Source organism: Pseudomonas sp. NFACC10-1 (assembly GCF_900119195.1).
GTDB lineage: Bacteria > Pseudomonadota > Gammaproteobacteria > Pseudomonadales > Pseudomonadaceae > Aquipseudomonas > Aquipseudomonas cerasi.
Genome location: NZ_FPJB01000002.1, coordinates 1 through 17,990, shown reverse-complemented (window position 1 = coordinate 17,990; position 17,990 = coordinate 1). Strand labels below are relative to the sequence as shown.

Here is a 17,990-nt window from a genome sequence, read left to right as displayed (position 1 = left end):
GGGATCAACCTTTGAATCGGGCCAGCAGCCAGAGGAAATACGGAGCGCCAATCACCGCCGTGAGAATCCCGGCCGGAATTTCGCTGGGCGCGATCAGCGTGCGTCCCAGCGTGTCTGCCAGCACCAGTAATAACGCACCCAGCACCATCGAGGCGGGCAGCAGGTACTGATGATGACCGCCGACCAGACGACGGGCCATGTGTGGTGCGACCAGGCCGACGAAGCTCACCGGGCCTATAATGCCCACCCCCAGGCTGGTCAACAGCACGGCACTGCCCATCGACAGCCAGCGCGTACGCGTGAGGCCGGTGCCCAGGCTCTGCGCCGCCTCGTCACCCAGGCCGATCAGGTTCAGTGGTTTGGCCAGCAGCAGGCTGAGCGGGATCAGCAGCAAAAGCGGCGTGGCCAGCAAGACGTGGTGCCAGTTGCGGCTCCACAAACTGCCGGTCAGCGCCAGCAGGGCGGTGTTGATATCCAGCGGGTTGGACAGGATCAGGAACTCGGTGATGCTCGACAGCGTCACCGCAATCGCCACCCCGGACAGCGCGAAACGCACCCCTGAAAACTTCACGCCGGTGTTGTACAGCGCCAGCAGCAGCGCACCCGCTGCGCCGCCCAGACACGCCACAAACGGCAGCGCCGATACCGGTAACTGTGGCAGGCCGATAATCGCAATGGTCAGCGCCAGCCCGGCACCCTGGGTGACGCCGAGGATTTCCGGCGAGGCCAGCGGGTTGCGAATCACGCCTTGCACGATGGCGCCCGCCAGGCCGAACGCGCAGCCGGTCATGATTGCGATCAGGCCGCGTGGCAGGCGGTGATTCCAGACTTCGAAGTCCTTGCTGTCGTGGGCGATCAGGTGATCGAGCACGGCGCCGGGTGTCAGCCACACGGTGCCAGCGCTGAGGCTCAATAGCAGGGCGAGTGCCAGCAGGGTCATCAGCAGCAACAGCCTCGAGCGGGGGTGGTTCATAGCGCACGCCTCGCCAGAAACAGAAAGAACGGCGCGCCGATCAATGCCGTCACTACCCCGGCCGGTGTTTCCACCGGGAAGGCCACGGCGCGGCTGATCAGGTCCGAGGCCAGCACGATGGCCGCGCCCAGGCCGGCGCTGATCGGGATCAGCCAGCGGTAGTCATTGCCCAGCCACTGGCGAGCGATGTTCGGCGCGATCAGGCCGACAAAGGCGATCGGCCCGACTGCACAGACACTGGCGCCAACCAGCAGCAGGCTGACCACGAATACCAGCAGGCGTAACGCACCGATGCGCACGCCCAGCGAACGCGCAGCGTCTTCACCGAGGTTGATCAGGTTCAAGCGCGGCGCACAGGCAATTGCCAGCACCACGCCGATCAGCGTGCACGGCCAGAGCAGTTGCAATTGCGCCGCGCCGACATTGGCCAGCGACCCTGCCAGCCAGTTGAGGACACTTTGCGCCTGCGCTTCGACAAGAATTACGGTGAGACGGGTCAAGGCTGCGCACAGCGCGGCGACGGCTACACCCGCCAGCACCAGTCGGCCCTGAGCCGTGGCGGGTGACCATGCACCGCCAAGACTGAACACGGTGATCCATGCCAGTGCACCGCCGAGGCAGGTCATTAAAAGAGCGCCACCGGGGAAGGGCAGAGCGACCAGACCTGTGGAAAACAGCGCCAGCCCCAACGCTGCGCCCGCCGTGACGCCAAACAATGACGGGGAGGCCAGACGGTTGCGGGTGATGCCCTGCATCAACGCGCCCGCCACGCCCAGGCAGGCACCGACCAGTGCCGCGCACAGGGCGCGTGGCACGCGCAGTTGCGCGACGATGTAAGCGATATTGCCGCCCTCGCGGCCCTGCGTGATCAGCCCGTTCCAGGCATCCACCTGGCGAATGCTGAACGACGACAGGGCGAACAGCGACACCCAGAACAGTCCCAGGCAGGTCGCGGTGATCACGCCCGCCATCAGCCAGCGGCGCATTTACGGGTTCAGCACGGCCTTGCCGCCCTTGAGTACGGCAAGCGCATCGTCGGCGATCTGCTCGGACGCCATGATCCCGCGATTGCGCGCCCAGCTGTCGCCATCCACTTCAGCTACCTGCTTGTTACGTACTGCGCCAAGCACCTGCCACAGCGGCTGCTTGCTCCAGCTGTCGACGATGCTCGGGCGACGATAATGACCGACCAGCAACCAGTTCGGGTCCAATGCCAGCAACTGCTCCAGGCTGACGAATTCGGTGGGCGCGGCGTCTTTGCGTACTTCCGGGACCTTCAGACCGATCGCCTGCAACACGCTGCCCGCATAAGAGTGCGGGCCATGTACCGAGAAGCTGTCTTCGCGGGCGACGCCGAACAGCACGTTGGTGTTGGCCGGAATCTGCTCGGCAACAGTCTTCAGGTGCTGGCGGTTCTCCGCGATCCGCGCCTGCATCTCTGGGCCTTTGCCGAGCGCCACGCCGATCAGCTCGGCAGATTTCAGACTGCCCTGATAATCCTCGCCGCGTGACGGCAGCATCAGCGTCGGTGCCAGGCTGGCGAGGTCGTTGTACAGCGCCTGATGGCGACCGAGGTCGGCAATGATCAGGTCCGGCTTGAGCCGCGCGATCACTTCTATATTGGGTTGCGAGCGCAGGCCCACAGACTGCCATTCGCCGACGGCCTTGCGCACCTTGGGCAGTACGCGGTTGGCATCGCCATCGTCGGCGGCACCGACCGGCGTCACACCGACCGAAGCCAGTCCGTCGAGAAACGAAAACTCCAGCACCACCACGCGCTTGGGGGTGTCAGGCAGGTGAACTTTGTGTTGGCCGTCATCGATGTCGATAGGCGCGGCCTGGGCTGCACTCGCCATCAGGGTCAGCAGGCCGCAAGCCAGCAGATGCGGAAGTCGAAAAGCACGCATGGCAAAGGTCCTTTCTAACAAAACGGAATCAGGAAAAACAGGCGCGCCCTGAAGGCCGCGAAGAAAACGGCGGGCACTATTGTTGAAAACGGCGGGCACTATTTCACATCGTGGCGACGGGATCAAAAGTCATTTACGCGTGGGTGCGGTTCGCATTCGGGCTATTTTATGAAACCTTTTGTCACACAAGCTACTCTGACACGCTTCACTGTTGGCCACCTTCATGTACATCCGCGGCGATGTCGCAAGGTTTGGGGAATAAAAATGGGCGCATTGCTCAAGCAAGAAAAGTTTCTGTTGCTGGCAATCATTGCCATGTTCGTCGCTTATCCACTGGAGCACGTGCTGGTAGGCAACGGTCAGGTCGTGGCGCTGGTGTCCGGGCTGGCGCTGGTCGCGTTCATCATCTGCGCCTCGATGCGCGTTGCCCACCATGCCGAGATGCTGGCGGAAAAGGTCGGCGATCCTTACGGCACGATGATCCTCACACTGTCGGCGGTGACGGTCGAAGTGGTGATCCTGGCGATCATGATGAGCAACGAGCCGTCGCCAACGCTGGTGCGGGACACGATTTATTCGGCGGTGATGCTCGACATCAACGGCATCCTCGGTCTTGCGGCGCTGATGGGCGGTATCAAGCACGGCGAGCAGTCATACAACGATGATTCGGCGCGCACCTACAGCGTGATGATCCTCACCGCGATGGGCGTGTCGATGGTCGTACCCGAGTTCATTCCCAAGGGTGACTGGAAGATCTATTCGGCGTTTACCATCGGCGCGATGATCCTGCTCTACACCCTGTTCCTGCGCATGCAGGTCGGGCCGCACAGTTACTTTTTCAGCTACAGCTATCCGGAAAAGAAGAAGCGTCAGAGCCAGGGTTCCAATACGGCTGAAGAGCATGCAGAGCCGGTCAATCTGACCCGCTCAATTGCCACACTGGTTGTCGGCGTGGTGGTGATCGGCGCGCTGGCCGAAGTGATGTCGAAGACGGTTGACCTGGGCCTGGAAGGCACCGGTGCGCCGCCGGTGATGACCGCTATCCTGGTCGCCGCCATCTCTGCCGCGCCGGAGATCCTCACGGCCCTGCGTGCCGCGCTGGCCAACCGCATGCAGTCGGTGGTCAACATCGCCCTGGGTGCGTCGCTGTCGACCGTGATCCTGACCGTTCCGGTCATGGAAGCCATGGCGCTTTACAGTGGCCAGCCTTTCCAGATGGCCATGACTCCGGTGCAGACCGTGATGATCTTCATCACCCTGCTGGTGTCCGCCATCAACCTCAACGATGGCGAAACCAATGCCATCGAAGGCATGACCCACTTCGTGCTGTTCGCGACGTTCATCATGCTCTCGTGTCTGGGGCTTTAGGGCCTATTGCCTATCGCTCCCACGCTCTGCGTCGCAAGAGGACGCAGAGCGTCCTGAACGGCATGCCGACGCGGAGCGTCGCACGATAGTTGAGATTATCGCCTCGCACGTTCAGCCCCGAATCAACTCCCGCGCGGCCTGGCTGTGATCGGCAATCAACTGCTTGATGTCCAGGCCTTCGACCTGGCCGTCGATCACTCGCCATTGTCCTGCGATCATCACCCGATCGGCACGGTCCGCGCCGCACAGCAGCAGCGCTGACAGCGGATCATGGCTGCCGGAAAAGCGCAGTTCGTCCAGCTTGAACAACGCTAGATCAGCCTGTTTGCCCACCGCCAGTTCACCCAGGTCAGTGCGTCCCAGCAATTGCGCCGACCCCTTGGTGGCCCAGCCCAGCACGAGCTGCGGAGTGATTTTTTCGGCGCCGTAGCGCAGGCGTTGCAGGTAAAGCGCCTGGCGGGTTTCCAGGATCATGTTCGATGCGTCGTTGGACGCCGAACCATCGACCCCAAGCCCCAACGGCGCGCCAGCGGCGAGTAGGTCCAGGGTCGGACAGATGCCGGAGGCCAGGCGCATGTTCGAGCTCGGGCAGTGGCAGACACCCGTACCTGCTGCGCCGAGACGGGCGATTTCGTCGGGGTTGAAGTGGATGCCATGGGCCAGCCAGGTACGCGGTCCCAACCAGCCGACACTGTCCAGATAATCCACGCTGCGCAGGCCGAAGCGTTGCAGGCAGAAGTCTTCTTCGTCGAGGGTTTCGGCCAGGTGGGTGTGCAGGCGTACGTCGAGTTTCTCGGCCATGGCCGCACTCTCGGCCATGATCTGCGGCGTGACCGAAAACGGTGAGCAGGGCGCCAGGGCGATCTGAATCTGCGCGCCGTCACCACGCTCATGGTAGGTCTCGATCAAACGCTGGCTGTCGGCCAGAATCACCTCGCCCTGCTGCACGGTTTGCTGCGGCGGCAAGCCTCCATCCGCTTCGCCCAGGCTCATCGAACCGCGCGTCAGCATCGCGCGCATGCCCAGCTCCCGAACGCTCTGCACCTGAACATCGATAGCGTGTTCAAGCCCGTCGGGAAACAGATAGTGGTGGTCGGCAGCGGTTGTGCACCCGGACAGTAACAGCTCGGCCAGCGCCACCTTGCTGGCGACCGCGAGCTTCTCCGGCGTCAGGCGCGCCCATACCGGGTACAGGGTTTTCAGCCAAGGGAACAAAGGCTGATTGACCACTGGTGCCCAGGCCCGCGTGAGGGTTTGATAGAAGTGATGGTGCGTGTTGATCAACCCCGGCAGCAACACATGCTCACGGGCATCGAACGTCTGAGTGCAGGGCTTTGGCGGGAGCTGCCCGGCGGCCAGCACTTCAGTGATGACGCCGCCTTCGATCACCAGACCGCCACGGGCGTCCAGGTCATTGGCAGTGAACACGGCAAGGGGATTTTTCAACCAGATACGGATCGCAGGCATGGGCCGGCTCCTCTGAAAGACAGGTTCAGGTTAGCCAGCTCAGTGTTGCCCTGTCTGCTGATCCAGGGTCGCCGGGGTCGGGTGCGCCCCGGCGAAGGACGGCGATTCTAGTCGAGCAGCCGATTACCAGGCAATCGTCTTGCCCTGGTAGTCGATGAAGTGATGCCCGCCCTTGCCGGCGTAGGCATTGAGCTGTTCGACAAGCCCAGTGGTGCTGGTCATCACGTCGATGGCGGCATTTTCGCCGCCCATGTCGGTCTTCACCCAGCCCGGATGCATAGACAAAACGGTAGGACGGTTCTCGCCCAGCTCGGTCACAAAGGTATTGGTCATCGAATTGAGTGCAGCCTTGCTGGCCTTGTACAACGCAAGGTTTGCGCCGTCCGGGCAAGTGACGCTGCCCAGCCACGAACTCATGAACGCCAGGACGCCCGTGCCGGGACGAAGTTGATCGACGAAGCGTTCGGCCAGACGAATCGGTGCCACCGCGTTGGTCAGGAACAACTGCCCGAGTTCGGCAGCGGTCGACTTCGCAGCGCTCTGGTGTGCCGCGCCACTGATGCCGGCATTGACGAACAGCACGTCGAACACTTCACCGCGCAGCTTCTGGACCAGCACTTCAAGCGAGGCCGTTTCGTCCAGATCCACCGCTTCGATGCGCACGCCCTCGACCGCTTTCAGGTTTTCAGCGTTTTGCGGATCACGTACGGTGGCGGTGACGTGCCAGCCCTGTTCGGTCAAGCGCTGCACCAGCCCGAGGCCCAGGCCACGCGAAGCACCGATGATCAGGGCGGTTTTCTTGGTAGTGGTCATGAATGATTCCTTGGCAGATTGAGAGACAGACTCCATGGCAGTGCCAGCAAGGCCTCTCGAAAGTTTCGACCTTGCAGCGTACTCCTGCCCATGACCTGTTGGAATCTTCGCGAGCCGAAAACGTTCAGGGGAATCACTGGAACGGCATGCCTGATAGTTTCAGGATTATCGTTCCGCACGCTCCAGCGTGGGAATGCCGTTCATGACGCTCTGCGTCAACCATCTGCGCCGCGAGCTCCCTCAATGCCCCGCCCGCCAAGGCTGGCCCAGCGATACCGGCGCATACAGTCGGGTGCGCAGGGCGTCGCGGGAGAGCAGGACGAGGACGATGATGGTGGCGAGGTAAGGCAGCATCGCCAGCAGGTTGGACGGGATGGCCAAGCCGATGCCTTGCGCGACCAGGTGCAGGATGCTGGCGAGGCCGAACAGGTACGCACCCAGCAGCAGGCGCCACACACGCCAGCTGGCGAAAACCACCAGTGCCAGGGCAATCCAGCCGCGTCCGGCGCTCATGTTTTCTGCCCACATCGGCGTGTAGGCGAGTGACAGATAAGCCCCGGCCAGCCCAGCCATTGCGCCGCCGAACAGCACCGCAAGGGTGCGCACGCGCAATACCGGCAAGCCCATGGCGCTGGCGGCGTCAGGGTTTTCGCCGACGGCCTGAATGATCAGCCCGACGCGGCTTTTCAGCAGCGCCCAGGCGACCAAAGCGAACAAGGCGAAGGACAGGTAGACCAGCAAGTCCTGGGCAAACAGCATGCGGCCGATCAGCGGAATGTCACTGAGCAGCGGGATGGCCACCGGTTCGAAACCGCTCAACGGTTTGCCGACCCAGGCGGCCCCGACAAAGCTGGAAAGGCCAACGCCGAAGATGGTCAGCGCCAGCCCGGTCGCGACCTGATTGGCGTTGAACACCAGTGCCACCAGGGCAAACAGTGCCGACAGCAGCATGCCTGCAAGCATCGCCAGCAGCACACCCAGCCAGAGGTTGCCGGTGTTCAGGGCGACGATGAAACCGATCACTGCGCCAAACAGCATCATGCCTTCCTGACCCAGGTTGATGACGCCGCTTTTTTCGCAGATAAGTTCGCCCAGCGCCACCAGCAGCAAGGGGGTTCCGCAGCGGACCATGGCGTAGAAAATGTTGCTCAACAGGTCGATATCCATCATGCGGCTCCTGTGACGGCTGTCATCTGGCGCTTGGCCCAGTGCAGTTTCAAACGTGGGCGATAGAGAATCAGCACATCACAGGCCAGCAGGAAAAACAGCATCATCCCCTGAAACAACTGCGTGATTGCCAACGGCAGGTTCAAGGTCATTTGCGCGCTTTCTCCGCCCAGATACAGCAGGGCGATCAACAGGCTGGAGAACAGAATGCCGATGGGGTTGAGGCGGCCGAGAAAGGCCACGGTGATCGCGGCATAGCCGTAACCTGGCGAGACCTGCGGCACCAGTTGACCGATCGGCCCGGTCACTTCCGATACGCCGGCCAGCCCGGCCAGCGCGCCACTGATCAACAGTGCGAGCCAGACCAGGCGTTTTTCTCGAAAGCCGACAAACCCGGCAGCACGCTTGTCCAGGCCCAGCACCTTGATCTGAAAACCGACGAAACTGCGTTGCAGCAGCACCCACACCGCGACCAGCGCAAACAGAGCGAAGTACACGCCGATGTGCGCGCGGCCATCCTCCATCAACAGCGGCAGACGGCTGGCGTCGCCGAAGGTCGCTGACTCCGGGAAGTTCATGCCGGCCGGGTCCTTCAGCGGCCCGTGGACGAAGTACAGCAGCAAGTTGAGGGCGATGTAGTTGAGCATGATGCTGGTGAGGATTTCATTGGCGTTGAAGTGCGTGCGCAGCCAGGCGGTCACGCCCGCCCAGGCCGCGCCGGCGAGGGTGCCGGCCAGCAGCACCATGACCAGTGCCCAACGACTCTCCATCTCGATGATATTCACCGCCACGGCACTGCCCGCCAATGCGCCGAGCAGCAACTGGCCTTCCGCCCCGATGTTCCAGATACGCGCCTGATAGGCGACCGCCAGGCCCAGCGCGCAGAGCAGAATCGGCAGGGTCTTGACCATCAATTCCGACAGGCCGTACCAGTCGCTGACCGGCGCGATCAGCAAGGTGTGCAGCGTCACCCAAGGGTTCAGGCCCAGGCCGATGAACAGCAGTGAACCGCAGACCAGGGTCAGCACCGCAGCCAGTAAAGGGGAGCACCACAACATCGCGCGCGATTGCTGGCCGCGCGGTTCCAGAGAAAGCAGCATGTTTTGCTCCGTTAACCAGGCACGTGGGCTTGGGGTTGAGAATGATCGAACTGTCCCGCCATCCAGCCGCCGATTTGCACGGTGCTGGTCTGTTCAGTGGGGGTCAGGTCGGAAAGCTGTCCGCCACTCAGGGCGGCGAGTCGGTCGCTGATCTGGAACAACTCGTCCAGGTCTTCGGAGATCACCAGAATGGCGGCCCCCGCGTCGCGCAAGGCAATCAGCGCCCTATGGATCGCCGCCGCAGCGCCGACATCCACGCCCCAGGTGGGATGCGCGGCAATCAACAGTTTCGGCTTTTGCAGGATTTCCCGACCGAGGATGAATTTCTGCAGGTTGCCGCCCGACAGACTGCGCGCCGGGGCCTGGGCATCCGGGGTCTTGACCGCAAAGCGCCGAATGATTTCGTCAGCCAGTGCGCGCACCTTGCTGCGCTGGATCAGGCCATTGTTCACCAGCCCTTGCTGAAAGGCGGTAAGCAGCGCGTTGTCGGCAAGACTGAGTTCCGGCACTGCGCCATGCCCCAGGCGCTCGGCCGGGACGAATGCCAGGCCACGCTTGCGCCGCGCATCGGGCCGCAGGTTGCCGACCGGGGCATCCTCAAAACGCAGGGTCGCCGCCTGGGCATGGGGTAAGGTCTGTTCGCCGCTGAGCAGCGCCAGCAACTCATCCTGACCATTCCCGGCCACGCCCGCGATACCGACGATTTCGCCGCTGCGTACTTCCAGGCTGAGGTCTTTGAGTGAGCAGCCGAACGGGTCCGGGTTGTGCCAGGACAGTTTGTCGATGCGCAAAAAGGCCGTGCCGCCGCTGACCTTCTCATACTGTGCGGTCAGCCCTTCGGCATCACCGACCATCAAGCGCGCCAGTTCCAGATCGGAGCATTCAGCGGGAATGCAGTGCCCGGAGACCCGCCCGTTGCGCAGTACAGTCGCGCTGTGACACAGCGCGCGCACTTCGCCCAGCTTGTGACTGATGAACAGAATGCTGCAGCCTTCTCGGGCCAGATGCCGCAGAGTCACGAACAGCTCATCGGCTTCCTGAGGCGTCAACACCGACGTGGGCTCGTCGAGGATCAACAGGCGAATGTCCTGCATCAGGCAGCGAATGATCTCGACTTTCTGCCGCTCACCAATCGACAGGCTGTGGACTAGCCTCTGGGGCTCCACTGCCATGCCGTAGCGTTGTGAGACCTCGCGGATGCGCGGTTCGAGTTGCTTGGGCGTGCCCGCCGCTGCGCCCATCGCCAGCGCGATGTTTTGCGCGACGCTGAGGGTTTCGAACAGCGAAAAATGCTGGAACACCATGCCGATGCCCAGGCTTCTGGCCTGTGCCGGATTACGCATGGTCTGCGCCTGGCCTTGCCAGATGATCGTCCCGGCGTCGGGCTGCGTCACGCCGTAGATGATCTTCATCAGCGTGCTTTTGCCCGCACCGTTTTCACCCAGCAGGGCGTGAATCTCTCCGGGCTGAATCGTCAGGTCGACAGCGTCGTTGGCCAGGCAGCCGGGATACCGTTTGGTGATGTGGCGCAGTTGCAGGCGCGCAGCTATCGCGTGGTTTGACATGAAAGGCTCTGAGGCAGAAGTGGGTCGCGTGTGGATAAAGCAAAATCCTGGCCAAGGAGTCAGGATTCGCGTCCGGTGCGCTGAATCAAGGCCAGGCACGGAGTTTTCGGCCCTGCCACCGGCCCTCGCCCATCGAGCGCACACGTTTCAGCACCAGTTCGGGGCGTGCTTGCCTGGCGCGGGCCAATCTGGCCCTTTGATTTGAACAAAAAATGTACAGCGGACGTGGAGGGCGGTGCGCTGAAGCAATGCGCGACCCTTGCACCTGTTATCCACAGGTTCTTCCACAGATACTGTGCGCAAGCCGGTTGAGTGAGAATAATGCGGCGGCGGTTAACATCCAAAGGCACCAAGAAGCGCTAACAGGCTGTTTTTGCACTCTTTATGGATCCACGCCCGGCAATTGCTCAAAAAACGATCATTCGCCTGAAACGCAAGCCCGGCAAGGCTCGCGGTGGAGTGTGCTCAGCTTATCCACAGCCGGATGCACAGTAGATGTGGGCAATTGTGACATGTGGCTCAGAGGCTCCGGCTATTGCTCCGGCGCTGCGTGCAGAAGGATTCTGCCGCGACTCAGATCGGCCAGTTGGCGCTGCAGGGTGTCGGTGTGCTCGGGGCCGATGGCGATGGACATCTGCACACCGTTGGCCATGAAGTGTTCGCTTTCCACCAGACCGTTCAGTTCGCCGAGACGCAGCTTGACCAGCACCAGCTCGCTGAAGCTGCATTCAAGGTGGAACGACGCGCGCTGGATCAGCGGCAGACGCTCGGCCTGCTGCAGGCATTTGTTGGCACCGCCGCCATAGGCGCGGGCCAGGCCGCCGGTCCCCAGTTGAATGCCGCCGTACCAGCGGATCACCAGCACCACGACCTGATCGAACTCCTGCGCTTCGATGGCGGCCAGAATCGGCCTGCCTGCAGTGCCGCCCGGTTCGCCGTCATCGTTGCTGCGATACTGGCCACCGAGCTTCCAGGCCCAGCAATTGTGGGTGGCGTTCAGGTCACTGTGCTGCTCGATGAACGCCTGTGCGTCGGCCGGGCTGGCGATGGGGGCGGCGAGGGTGATGAAGCGGCTCTTGCGGATTTCTTCACGAAACTCGCAAGGGCCGATCAGGGTAAAAGGCATGCGTGTGTCCAGCTGACGTCAGGGCGACGATTCTACAAGGCTGGCGGGGTGAGCCCACAACCTTTGAGAATGATTCGAATGAGATTGTTGCTGGCCTGATCCATGTCCTGGCGAGTCAATCGAGAACGACCGGTGACGCGACAGATCTGCGAGGCGAAGTCGGCATAGTGCTGGGTGCTGCCCCATAGCAGAAAGATCAGGTGCACCGGGTCGACGGGGTCCATCTTGCCGGCGTCGATCCAGGCTTGAAAGACCGCTGCCCGGCCCTGGAACCACAGGCGGTAATCCTGGCTGAAATACTCGCTCATGCATTCGCCGCCGCTGATGATCTCCATGGCGAAGATCCGCGAAGCCTGTGGCTGGCGGCGCGAGAATTCCATCTTGGCGCGAATATAGCGGGCCAGCGCCTCTGCCGGATCGTCTTCGACGCTGAGGTGGTTGAAGGTGCTGTCCCACAAATCGATGATGTTGCTGAGCACTGCGACATACAGGCCGAGTTTGTTGGTGAAGTAGTAATGCAGATTGGCTTTCGGCAGCCCGGCCTTGATCGCGATGGTGTTCATGCTGGTGCCCTTGAAACCGTGGCGGGCAAATTCATCTTCGGCTGCCTGGATGATCGCTTCTTCGTTCTTCTGACGAATACGGCTTGCAGGCTTGGTGACGTGAGCGCTGTGTGCGGGGACTTCAAGGGTCATGGGCAATTCCGGACAGGTCGTAGGGCGCGACGAATGAACAGATAGCGCACCGGCGAGCATCTCGCAAGCGTCGGTGCGGGCGCGGCAAGTAAAGTTATCGTGGTTGCTCCACAGGTTTCGGTTCCGCTGCATCGGCGGTCGGAACGGCGGCGACTTTGCCTTCCGGAATCAGCAGGCACATGACAATGGCCGTGATACCGCCGCTGGTGATGGCCGAATCGAATAGGTTCTGCACCAGTTTCGGCAACTGATGCAGCAGCGCAGGTTGCGCCGCAATACCCAGACCGACACCCAATGAGGTGGCAATGATCAGCATGCTGCGTCGGTCCAGCGGTGACTGGGCCAGAATGCGTACCCCGGCGGCCGCGACGCTGCCGAACATGACCAGCGTTGCGCCGCCGAGCACCGGCTTGGGGATCTGCTGGACGATGGCACCAATGTGCGGAAACAGCCCGAGCACGAACAGCACCGCGCCGATGTACAGCCCGACATAGCGACTGGCAACGCCGGTCAACTGGATCACGCCGTTGTTCTGCGCAAAGGTGGTATTGGGAAATGCGCTGAAGGTTGCGGCGATCATGCAGCTCACGCCATCACCCAGTACACCGCCCTTGAGGCGCGCCAGGTAACTCGGGCCGCTGATGGGCTGGCGCGCGAGCATGCAGTTGGCGGTCAGGTCGCCGACCGTCTCGATACTGCTGATCAGATAAATCAGCGCGACAGGCAGGAAAGCGCTCCAGTCGAAATTGAAGCCGAAGCGGAACGGCACCGGTACGCTGATCAACGGCAGGTCGTGAAGGGGTTGCGGCACCAGTTTGCCGCTGAACCATGCGGCCAGACTGCCCACCGCCAGGCCGATGATGATGGCTGACAAACGTACCCAGGGCGTATTCGATCGATTGAGCACAATGATCACGGCCAGCACGAACGCGCCCAGCGCCAGATTAACCGGGGCGCCGAAGTCCGGTGCGTTGAAGCCTCCGCCCAGGTCTGTCACGCCTACCTTGATCAGGCTCACACCAATCAGCGTGATGACAATACCGGTCACCAGTGGCGTGATGACCCTTCGCAACTGGCCAATGCAGCGACTCAGCGCGATCTGCACCAAGGCACCGAAAAAGCACACGCCGAAGATCATCGCCATGATGTCCTCCGGGCTGCCGCCGCGCTGCTTGACCAGAAAGCCTGCGGACAACACTGCGCCCAGGAAGGCGAAGCTGGTGCCTTGCAGGCAGATCATGCCCGCGCCGATACCGAACGGGCGGCGTGCCTGGATGAAGGTGCCGGTGCCCGAGACCATCAAGGCCATGCTGATCAGGTACGGCATGTACTGTGTCAGGCCAAGGGTCGAGCCGATGATCAGGGGCGGGGTGATGATCCCCACGAAGCTGGCGAGAACGTGCTGGAACGCGGCCAATATCGCCGTCCAGGGTTTGGGGCGGTCGTTCAGGCCGTAGATCAGATCATCGTTGTCGAGTGTTTCAGGCTGCATGGCGAGTTCTCGGACGGGGAAATGCCATGTGCTGGCGTGTCGTTGTTCGGGACTACTGCAAAAAACTGTCCAGTTGCTCAGCTTATTTTTATTTGAGTCCATTTATTTCAATAAATATCAGCCTGATAGCGCTTTCAACGCGCTCTGCAGCGTCGGCGAACCGGCCAGGTGCAGGGCAGAAATGTGTCATCGGGTAGCGGCAAGTGTTTCCAGAAAGCTCTCCAGCACCAAATGAGGGCGCCGGCCTTTGCGGGTGACGGTCACCAGATTGAGGTCGTAGAACTTCGAATCCGGTTTCAATGCGCGCAGCCTGCCTTCCTGCACCCAGGCATTGGCGTAATGATCGGGCAGGTAGCCTATGTAGCGGCCGGTCAGAATCAGGAAGGCGATGCCCTCCCGGTCGGACGCGCTGGCCGTGCAGGTCAGTGCCTGATAGTGGTCCTGGATCTCGTTGGGCAGGCGAAAGGTCGGAGCAATGGCTTCCTGCTTTGCGAGACGTGCGTCATCCAGCGTGGCATTCTCGGCATAAAACAGGGGATGCCCGACCGCGCAATAGAGCAGCGAACGCTCGCTGTACAACGGATGATACTCAAGCCCCGGCAAGGCACTGGCCTGCGGCACGACACCGACATGCAGGCCGCCGTCGAGTACACCGCGCTCGACTTCGGCGGGGGCGATCATGCGGATGTTGATGTGCACGCCCGGCCCGCGCTCTTTCAGCCGGGCCAGGGCATGGGTGATGCGCATGTGAGGGAGGGTGACCAGGTTGTCGGTCAGGCCGATGTTCAGCTCGCCGCGCAGGTTCTGGTGCAGGCCGTTGACCTCTGTCCTGAAACTTTCCAGCGCGCTGAGCAATTGCAACGACGACTGATAGACCTCGCGCCCTTCGTCGGTCAGTGAAAAGCCAGCGCGGCCTCGCTGGCACAGGCGCAGGCCAAGGCGTTGTTCCAGATCACTCATCTGCTGGCTGATCGCTGATCGGCCAATGCCGAGCACGCTTTCAGCCGCAGAAAAGCCACCCGCCTCGACGACGCTTTTGAATAGGCGCAGCAAGCGGATATCAAAATCACTGACCTGCGACACCGGATCGGAACGACGGATATTCATTGTTTAGTGATTACCAAACCAAAGATCATAAAAGGCGGGTTTCATGAACTTTAGCCGCGTGGCACCTTGGCGGCAATGACCTTTCGTTTAGCGCCTGCGAGGCTTGCTCCCATGAATATGTTCGAAGTGTCCGATGTGCCTGTCACCCATCAGTTGAAGCTTGATGCTCATTGGATGCCCTACACCGCGAATCGAAATTTCCAGCGCGACCCGCGCATGGTCGTGGCCGCGCATGGCAGCTATCTGACAGACGACAAGGGGCGCAAGATCTACGATGCACTCTCAGGTCTATGGACATGCGGGGCTGGGCACACTCGCAAGGAAATTCAGGAAGCCGTGTCCCGGCAGCTGGGTGTGCTGGATTACTCACCAGGCTTTCAGTTCGGGCATCCCCTGTCGTTCCAGCTGGCAGAACAGATTACCGACCTGACGCCGGGCAATCTCAACCACGTCTTCTATACCAACTCGGGTTCCGAGTGCGCGGATACGGCGGTGAAGATGGTGCGTGCCTACTGGCGGCTGAAAGGCCAGGCGACCAAGACCAAGATGATCGGTCGGGCACGCGGCTACCACGGTGTGAACGTGGCGGGCACCAGCCTGGGCGGAGTGAATGGCAATCGCAAGATGTTCGGCCAGTTGATGGACGTCGACCACTTGCCGCACACCCTGCTGGCCAGCAATGCGTACTCGAAGGGCATGCCCGAGGCGGGCGGTATCGCGCTGGCTGACGAGATGCTCAAGTTGATCGAGTTGCATGATGCGTCGAACATCGCTGCGGTAATCGTCGAACCCATGGCGGGCTCGGCCGGTGTGATCGTTCCTCCGCAGGGCTATCTCAAGCGCCTGCGTGAAATTTGTGATCAGCACAATATCCTGCTGATCTTCGACGAAGTCATTACCGGCTTCGGTCGTACGGGCTCGATGTTTGGCGCCGACAGTTTCGGTGTCACGCCTGACCTGATGTGCATCGCCAAGCAGATCACCAATGGCGCCATCCCCATGGGCGCGGTAATCGCCAGCAGCGAGATCTATCAAACGTTCATGAATCAGCCAACGCCGGAGTACGCCGTCGAATTCCCTCACGGCTACACCTATTCCGCTCACCCCGTAGCCTGTGCGGCCGGGCTGGCGGCGCTTGAACTGCTGCAGCGGGAGAACCTGGTGCAGCAGGCCGCAGCCGTCGCGCCGCATTTTGAACGTGCGCTGCACGGTATCAAGGGCGCGAAAAACGTGGTCGATATCCGCAATTACGGTCTGGCAGGTGCCATCCAGCTCGCACCGCGTGACGGCGACGCCATCGTGCGGCCCTTCGAGGCAGGCATGAAGCTGTGGAAAGCCGGTTTCTACGTGCGCTTCGGCGGTGACACCCTGCAATTCGGACCGACCTTCAACAGCCAGGCGCAGGATCTGGATCGATTGTTCGATGCCGTCGGCGAAACCCTCAACCTGGTCGACTGACCGCGCTGGCAGGCTCTCTTCTTATATAAGTGCCTTTATCGCATCGGGTGTGAGCTGATTCACGCCCGTTGCCTTTATCCGGAGTTTTCCATGAGCAGCATTCAACACCTGATCCACGGCGAGTTCGTTTCTGCTGAAGGTCGTAGCGCCAATGTCTTCAACCCGTCGACCGGGCAGGTTATCCACACCGTGGCGCTGGCCGATCGCGAAACAGTCCAGAAGGCAATCGACTCGGCCAAGGCTGCCTTTCCGGCGTGGCGCAATACGCCTCCGGCCAAGCGTGCTCAGGTGATGTTCCGTTTCAAGCAACTGCTTGAGCAGAATGAGTCACGTATTGCCCAATTGATCAGTGAAGAGCACGGCAAGACCCTGGAAGATGCGGCGGGCGAGCTGAAGCGTGGTATTGAAAACGTGGAATACGCTTGCGCTGCGCCTGAAGTGCTCAAGGGTGAATACAGCCGCAACGTCGGGCCGAACATCGATGCGTGGTCTGACTTTCAGCCGCTGGGTATCGTTGCCGGTATCACTCCGTTCAACTTCCCGGCCATGGTGCCGCTGTGGATGTACCCGCTGGCCATTGCGTGTGGCAACTGCTTCATCCTCAAGCCTTCGGAGCGCGATCCCAGCTCCACATTGTTGATTGCCGAGCTGCTGCATGAAGCCGGGCTGCCGAAGGGTGTGCTCAACGTGGTTCACGGTGACAAGGTCGCGGTCGATGCGCTGATCGAAGCGCCGGAGGTCAAGGCACTGAGCTTCGTCGGTTCCACACCGATTGCCGAGTACATCTATAAGGAAGGCGCAGCGCGGGGCAAGCGCGTTCAAGCGCTCGGTGGTGCCAAGAATCATGCGGTGTTGATGCCGGATGCCGATCTGGACAACGCCGTGAGTGCCTTGATGGGCGCTGCCTACGGGTCCTGCGGCGAGCGTTGCATGGCGATTTCGGTCGCGGTATGCGTCGGCGATCAGATCGCTGATGCATTGGTGGCCAAACTGGTTCCGCAAATCCAGAGCCTGAAGATCGGTGCGGGCACGACCTGTGGCCTGGATATGGGGCCGCTGGTCACCGGGCAGCATCGCGACAAGGTCGGCGGCTATATAGAGGACGGTGTGCAGGCGGGCGCGACTCTGGTGGTGGACGGGCGCAACCTTCAGGTTGCCGGGCATGAACAGGGCTTCTTCATGGGTGGCTGCCTGTTCGATCGCGTAACGCCAGAGATGCGTATCTATAAAGAAGAGATTTTCGGGCCGGTGCTGTGCATCGTGCGCGTGGACAGCCTTGAGCAGGCCATGCAACTGATCAACGATCACGAATATGGCAACGGCACCTGCATCTTTACCCGCGATGGCGAAGCGGCGCGTCTGTTCTGCGACGAGATTGAAGTGGGGATGGTCGGGGTCAATGTTCCACTGCCGGTACCGGTTGCCTATCACAGCTTTGGTGGCTGGAAGCGTTCCCTGTTCGGCGACCTGCATGCGTACGGTCCCGATGGTGTGCGCTTCTATACCCGTCGCAAGGCAATTACCCAGCGCTGGCCGCAGCGTGCGAGCCACGAAGCGTCGCAATTTGCATTTCCCAGCCTGTAAATTCTGCGGGAGGGAGATCGTCTTTAAAGAGGATCTCCCGTGTTTGCTGGGGCGTAGCAAAGCAGGATGAAGAATTTTGAAATTAACGGTTGACGCCCTCTGTAAGGTGTCTATAATTCGCCCCACTTCCGGCGCAGACGGAAACGAAAAAGCCTTGTAGATCAATAG

General features: G+C 61.4%; 15 protein-coding genes. 3 read left to right on the top strand and 12 right to left on the bottom strand.

Translation table 11 applies throughout. From position 1 onward, the window contains the following. Window positions 1-4 precede the first annotated feature (4 nt). The 3 genes from BT119_RS04715 to BT119_RS04705 are packed head-to-tail and all read right to left on the bottom strand — an operon-like array spanning window position 5 to window position 2,880. The gene (locus BT119_RS04715; RefSeq protein WP_072364964.1) at window positions 5-973 is read right to left on the bottom strand and encodes an iron chelate uptake ABC transporter family permease subunit; all 969 of its coding nucleotides are present in this window, start codon (window positions 971-973) and stop codon (window positions 5-7) included. Beyond that, window positions 970-1,959: an iron-dicitrate ABC transporter permease FecC gene (gene fecC, locus BT119_RS04710; protein ID WP_044309511.1), complete on the bottom strand. Its 990-nt coding sequence runs from the start codon at window positions 1,957-1,959 to the stop codon at window positions 970-972. The genes BT119_RS04715 and fecC overlap by 4 nt, the downstream gene beginning before the upstream one ends. After that, window positions 1,960-2,880: a Fe(3+) dicitrate ABC transporter substrate-binding protein FecB gene (locus BT119_RS04705; protein WP_003431850.1), complete on the bottom strand. Its 921-nt coding sequence runs from the start codon at window positions 2,878-2,880 to the stop codon at window positions 1,960-1,962. It abuts the gene before it with no gap. A gap of 264 nt (window positions 2,881-3,144) precedes the next feature. Between BT119_RS04705 and BT119_RS04700 the strand changes: the two genes are divergently transcribed. Beyond that, entirely contained in the window at window positions 3,145-4,248 is a 1,104-nt protein-coding gene (locus BT119_RS04700) for a calcium:cation antiporter (RefSeq protein WP_003431849.1), read from the top strand. Between the two features lie 111 nt (window positions 4,249-4,359). Here BT119_RS04700 and BT119_RS04695 read toward each other — a convergent pair whose 3' ends face one another. The 9 genes from BT119_RS04695 to BT119_RS04655 all read right to left on the bottom strand — a co-directional run bounded on the left by BT119_RS04695 (window position 4,360) and on the right by BT119_RS04655 (window position 14,780). Then, window positions 4,360-5,715, bottom strand: a complete 1,356-nt coding sequence (locus BT119_RS04695) for an 8-oxoguanine deaminase (RefSeq protein ID WP_072364962.1) — start codon at window positions 5,713-5,715, stop codon at window positions 4,360-4,362. Window positions 5,716-5,838: 123 nt separating this feature from the next. Then, window positions 5,839-6,528, bottom strand: coding sequence for an SDR family oxidoreductase (locus BT119_RS04690; protein ID WP_054995097.1), 690 nt, complete (start codon window positions 6,526-6,528; stop codon window positions 5,839-5,841). A gap of 240 nt (window positions 6,529-6,768) precedes the next feature. Next, window positions 6,769-7,695, bottom strand: coding sequence for an ABC transporter permease (locus BT119_RS04685; protein WP_003366557.1), 927 nt, complete (start codon window positions 7,693-7,695; stop codon window positions 6,769-6,771). Further along, on the bottom strand, window positions 7,695-8,795 hold the full coding sequence (locus BT119_RS04680) for an ABC transporter permease (RefSeq protein ID WP_003431845.1): 1,101 nt from the start codon (window positions 8,793-8,795) through the stop codon (window positions 7,695-7,697). The genes BT119_RS04685 and BT119_RS04680 overlap by 1 nt, the downstream gene beginning before the upstream one ends. Window positions 8,796-8,806: 11 nt before the next feature. Beyond that, complete coding sequence (locus tag BT119_RS04675) at window positions 8,807-10,360, bottom strand: ABC transporter ATP-binding protein (protein ID WP_072364957.1); 1,554 nt, start codon at window positions 10,358-10,360, stop codon at window positions 8,807-8,809. 532 nt (window positions 10,361-10,892) lie between these two features. After that, entirely contained in the window at window positions 10,893-11,486 is a 594-nt protein-coding gene (locus tag BT119_RS04670; RefSeq protein ID WP_058397694.1) for an IMPACT family protein, read from the bottom strand. A 32-nt stretch (window positions 11,487-11,518) separates the two neighbouring features. Continuing rightward, window positions 11,519-12,181: a TetR/AcrR family transcriptional regulator gene (locus tag BT119_RS04665; RefSeq protein WP_003318629.1), complete on the bottom strand. Its 663-nt coding sequence runs from the start codon at window positions 12,179-12,181 to the stop codon at window positions 11,519-11,521. Window positions 12,182-12,275: 94 nt separating this feature from the next. Further along, the gene (locus BT119_RS04660; protein ID WP_060708635.1) at window positions 12,276-13,673 is read right to left on the bottom strand and encodes a uracil-xanthine permease family protein; all 1,398 of its coding nucleotides are present in this window, start codon (window positions 13,671-13,673) and stop codon (window positions 12,276-12,278) included. A 186-nt stretch (window positions 13,674-13,859) separates the two neighbouring features. Then, window positions 13,860-14,780 carry a LysR family transcriptional regulator gene (locus tag BT119_RS04655; protein WP_072364955.1) on the bottom strand — a complete coding sequence of 307 codons (921 nt, stop codon included), beginning with the start codon at window positions 14,778-14,780 and terminating at the stop codon, window positions 13,860-13,862. A gap of 111 nt (window positions 14,781-14,891) precedes the next feature. Here BT119_RS04655 and BT119_RS04650 point away from each other — a divergent pair, with 111 nt between their 5' ends. Together BT119_RS04650 and BT119_RS04645 are read left to right on the top strand one after the other, a co-directional pair. Then, entirely contained in the window at window positions 14,892-16,238 is a 1,347-nt protein-coding gene (locus tag BT119_RS04650) for an omega-aminotransferase AptA (RefSeq protein ID WP_054081332.1), read from the top strand. 90 nt (window positions 16,239-16,328) lie between these two features. Further along, entirely contained in the window at window positions 16,329-17,822 is a 1,494-nt protein-coding gene (locus BT119_RS04645) for a CoA-acylating methylmalonate-semialdehyde dehydrogenase (RefSeq protein ID WP_003366570.1), read from the top strand. Window positions 17,823-17,990 lie beyond the last annotated feature (168 nt).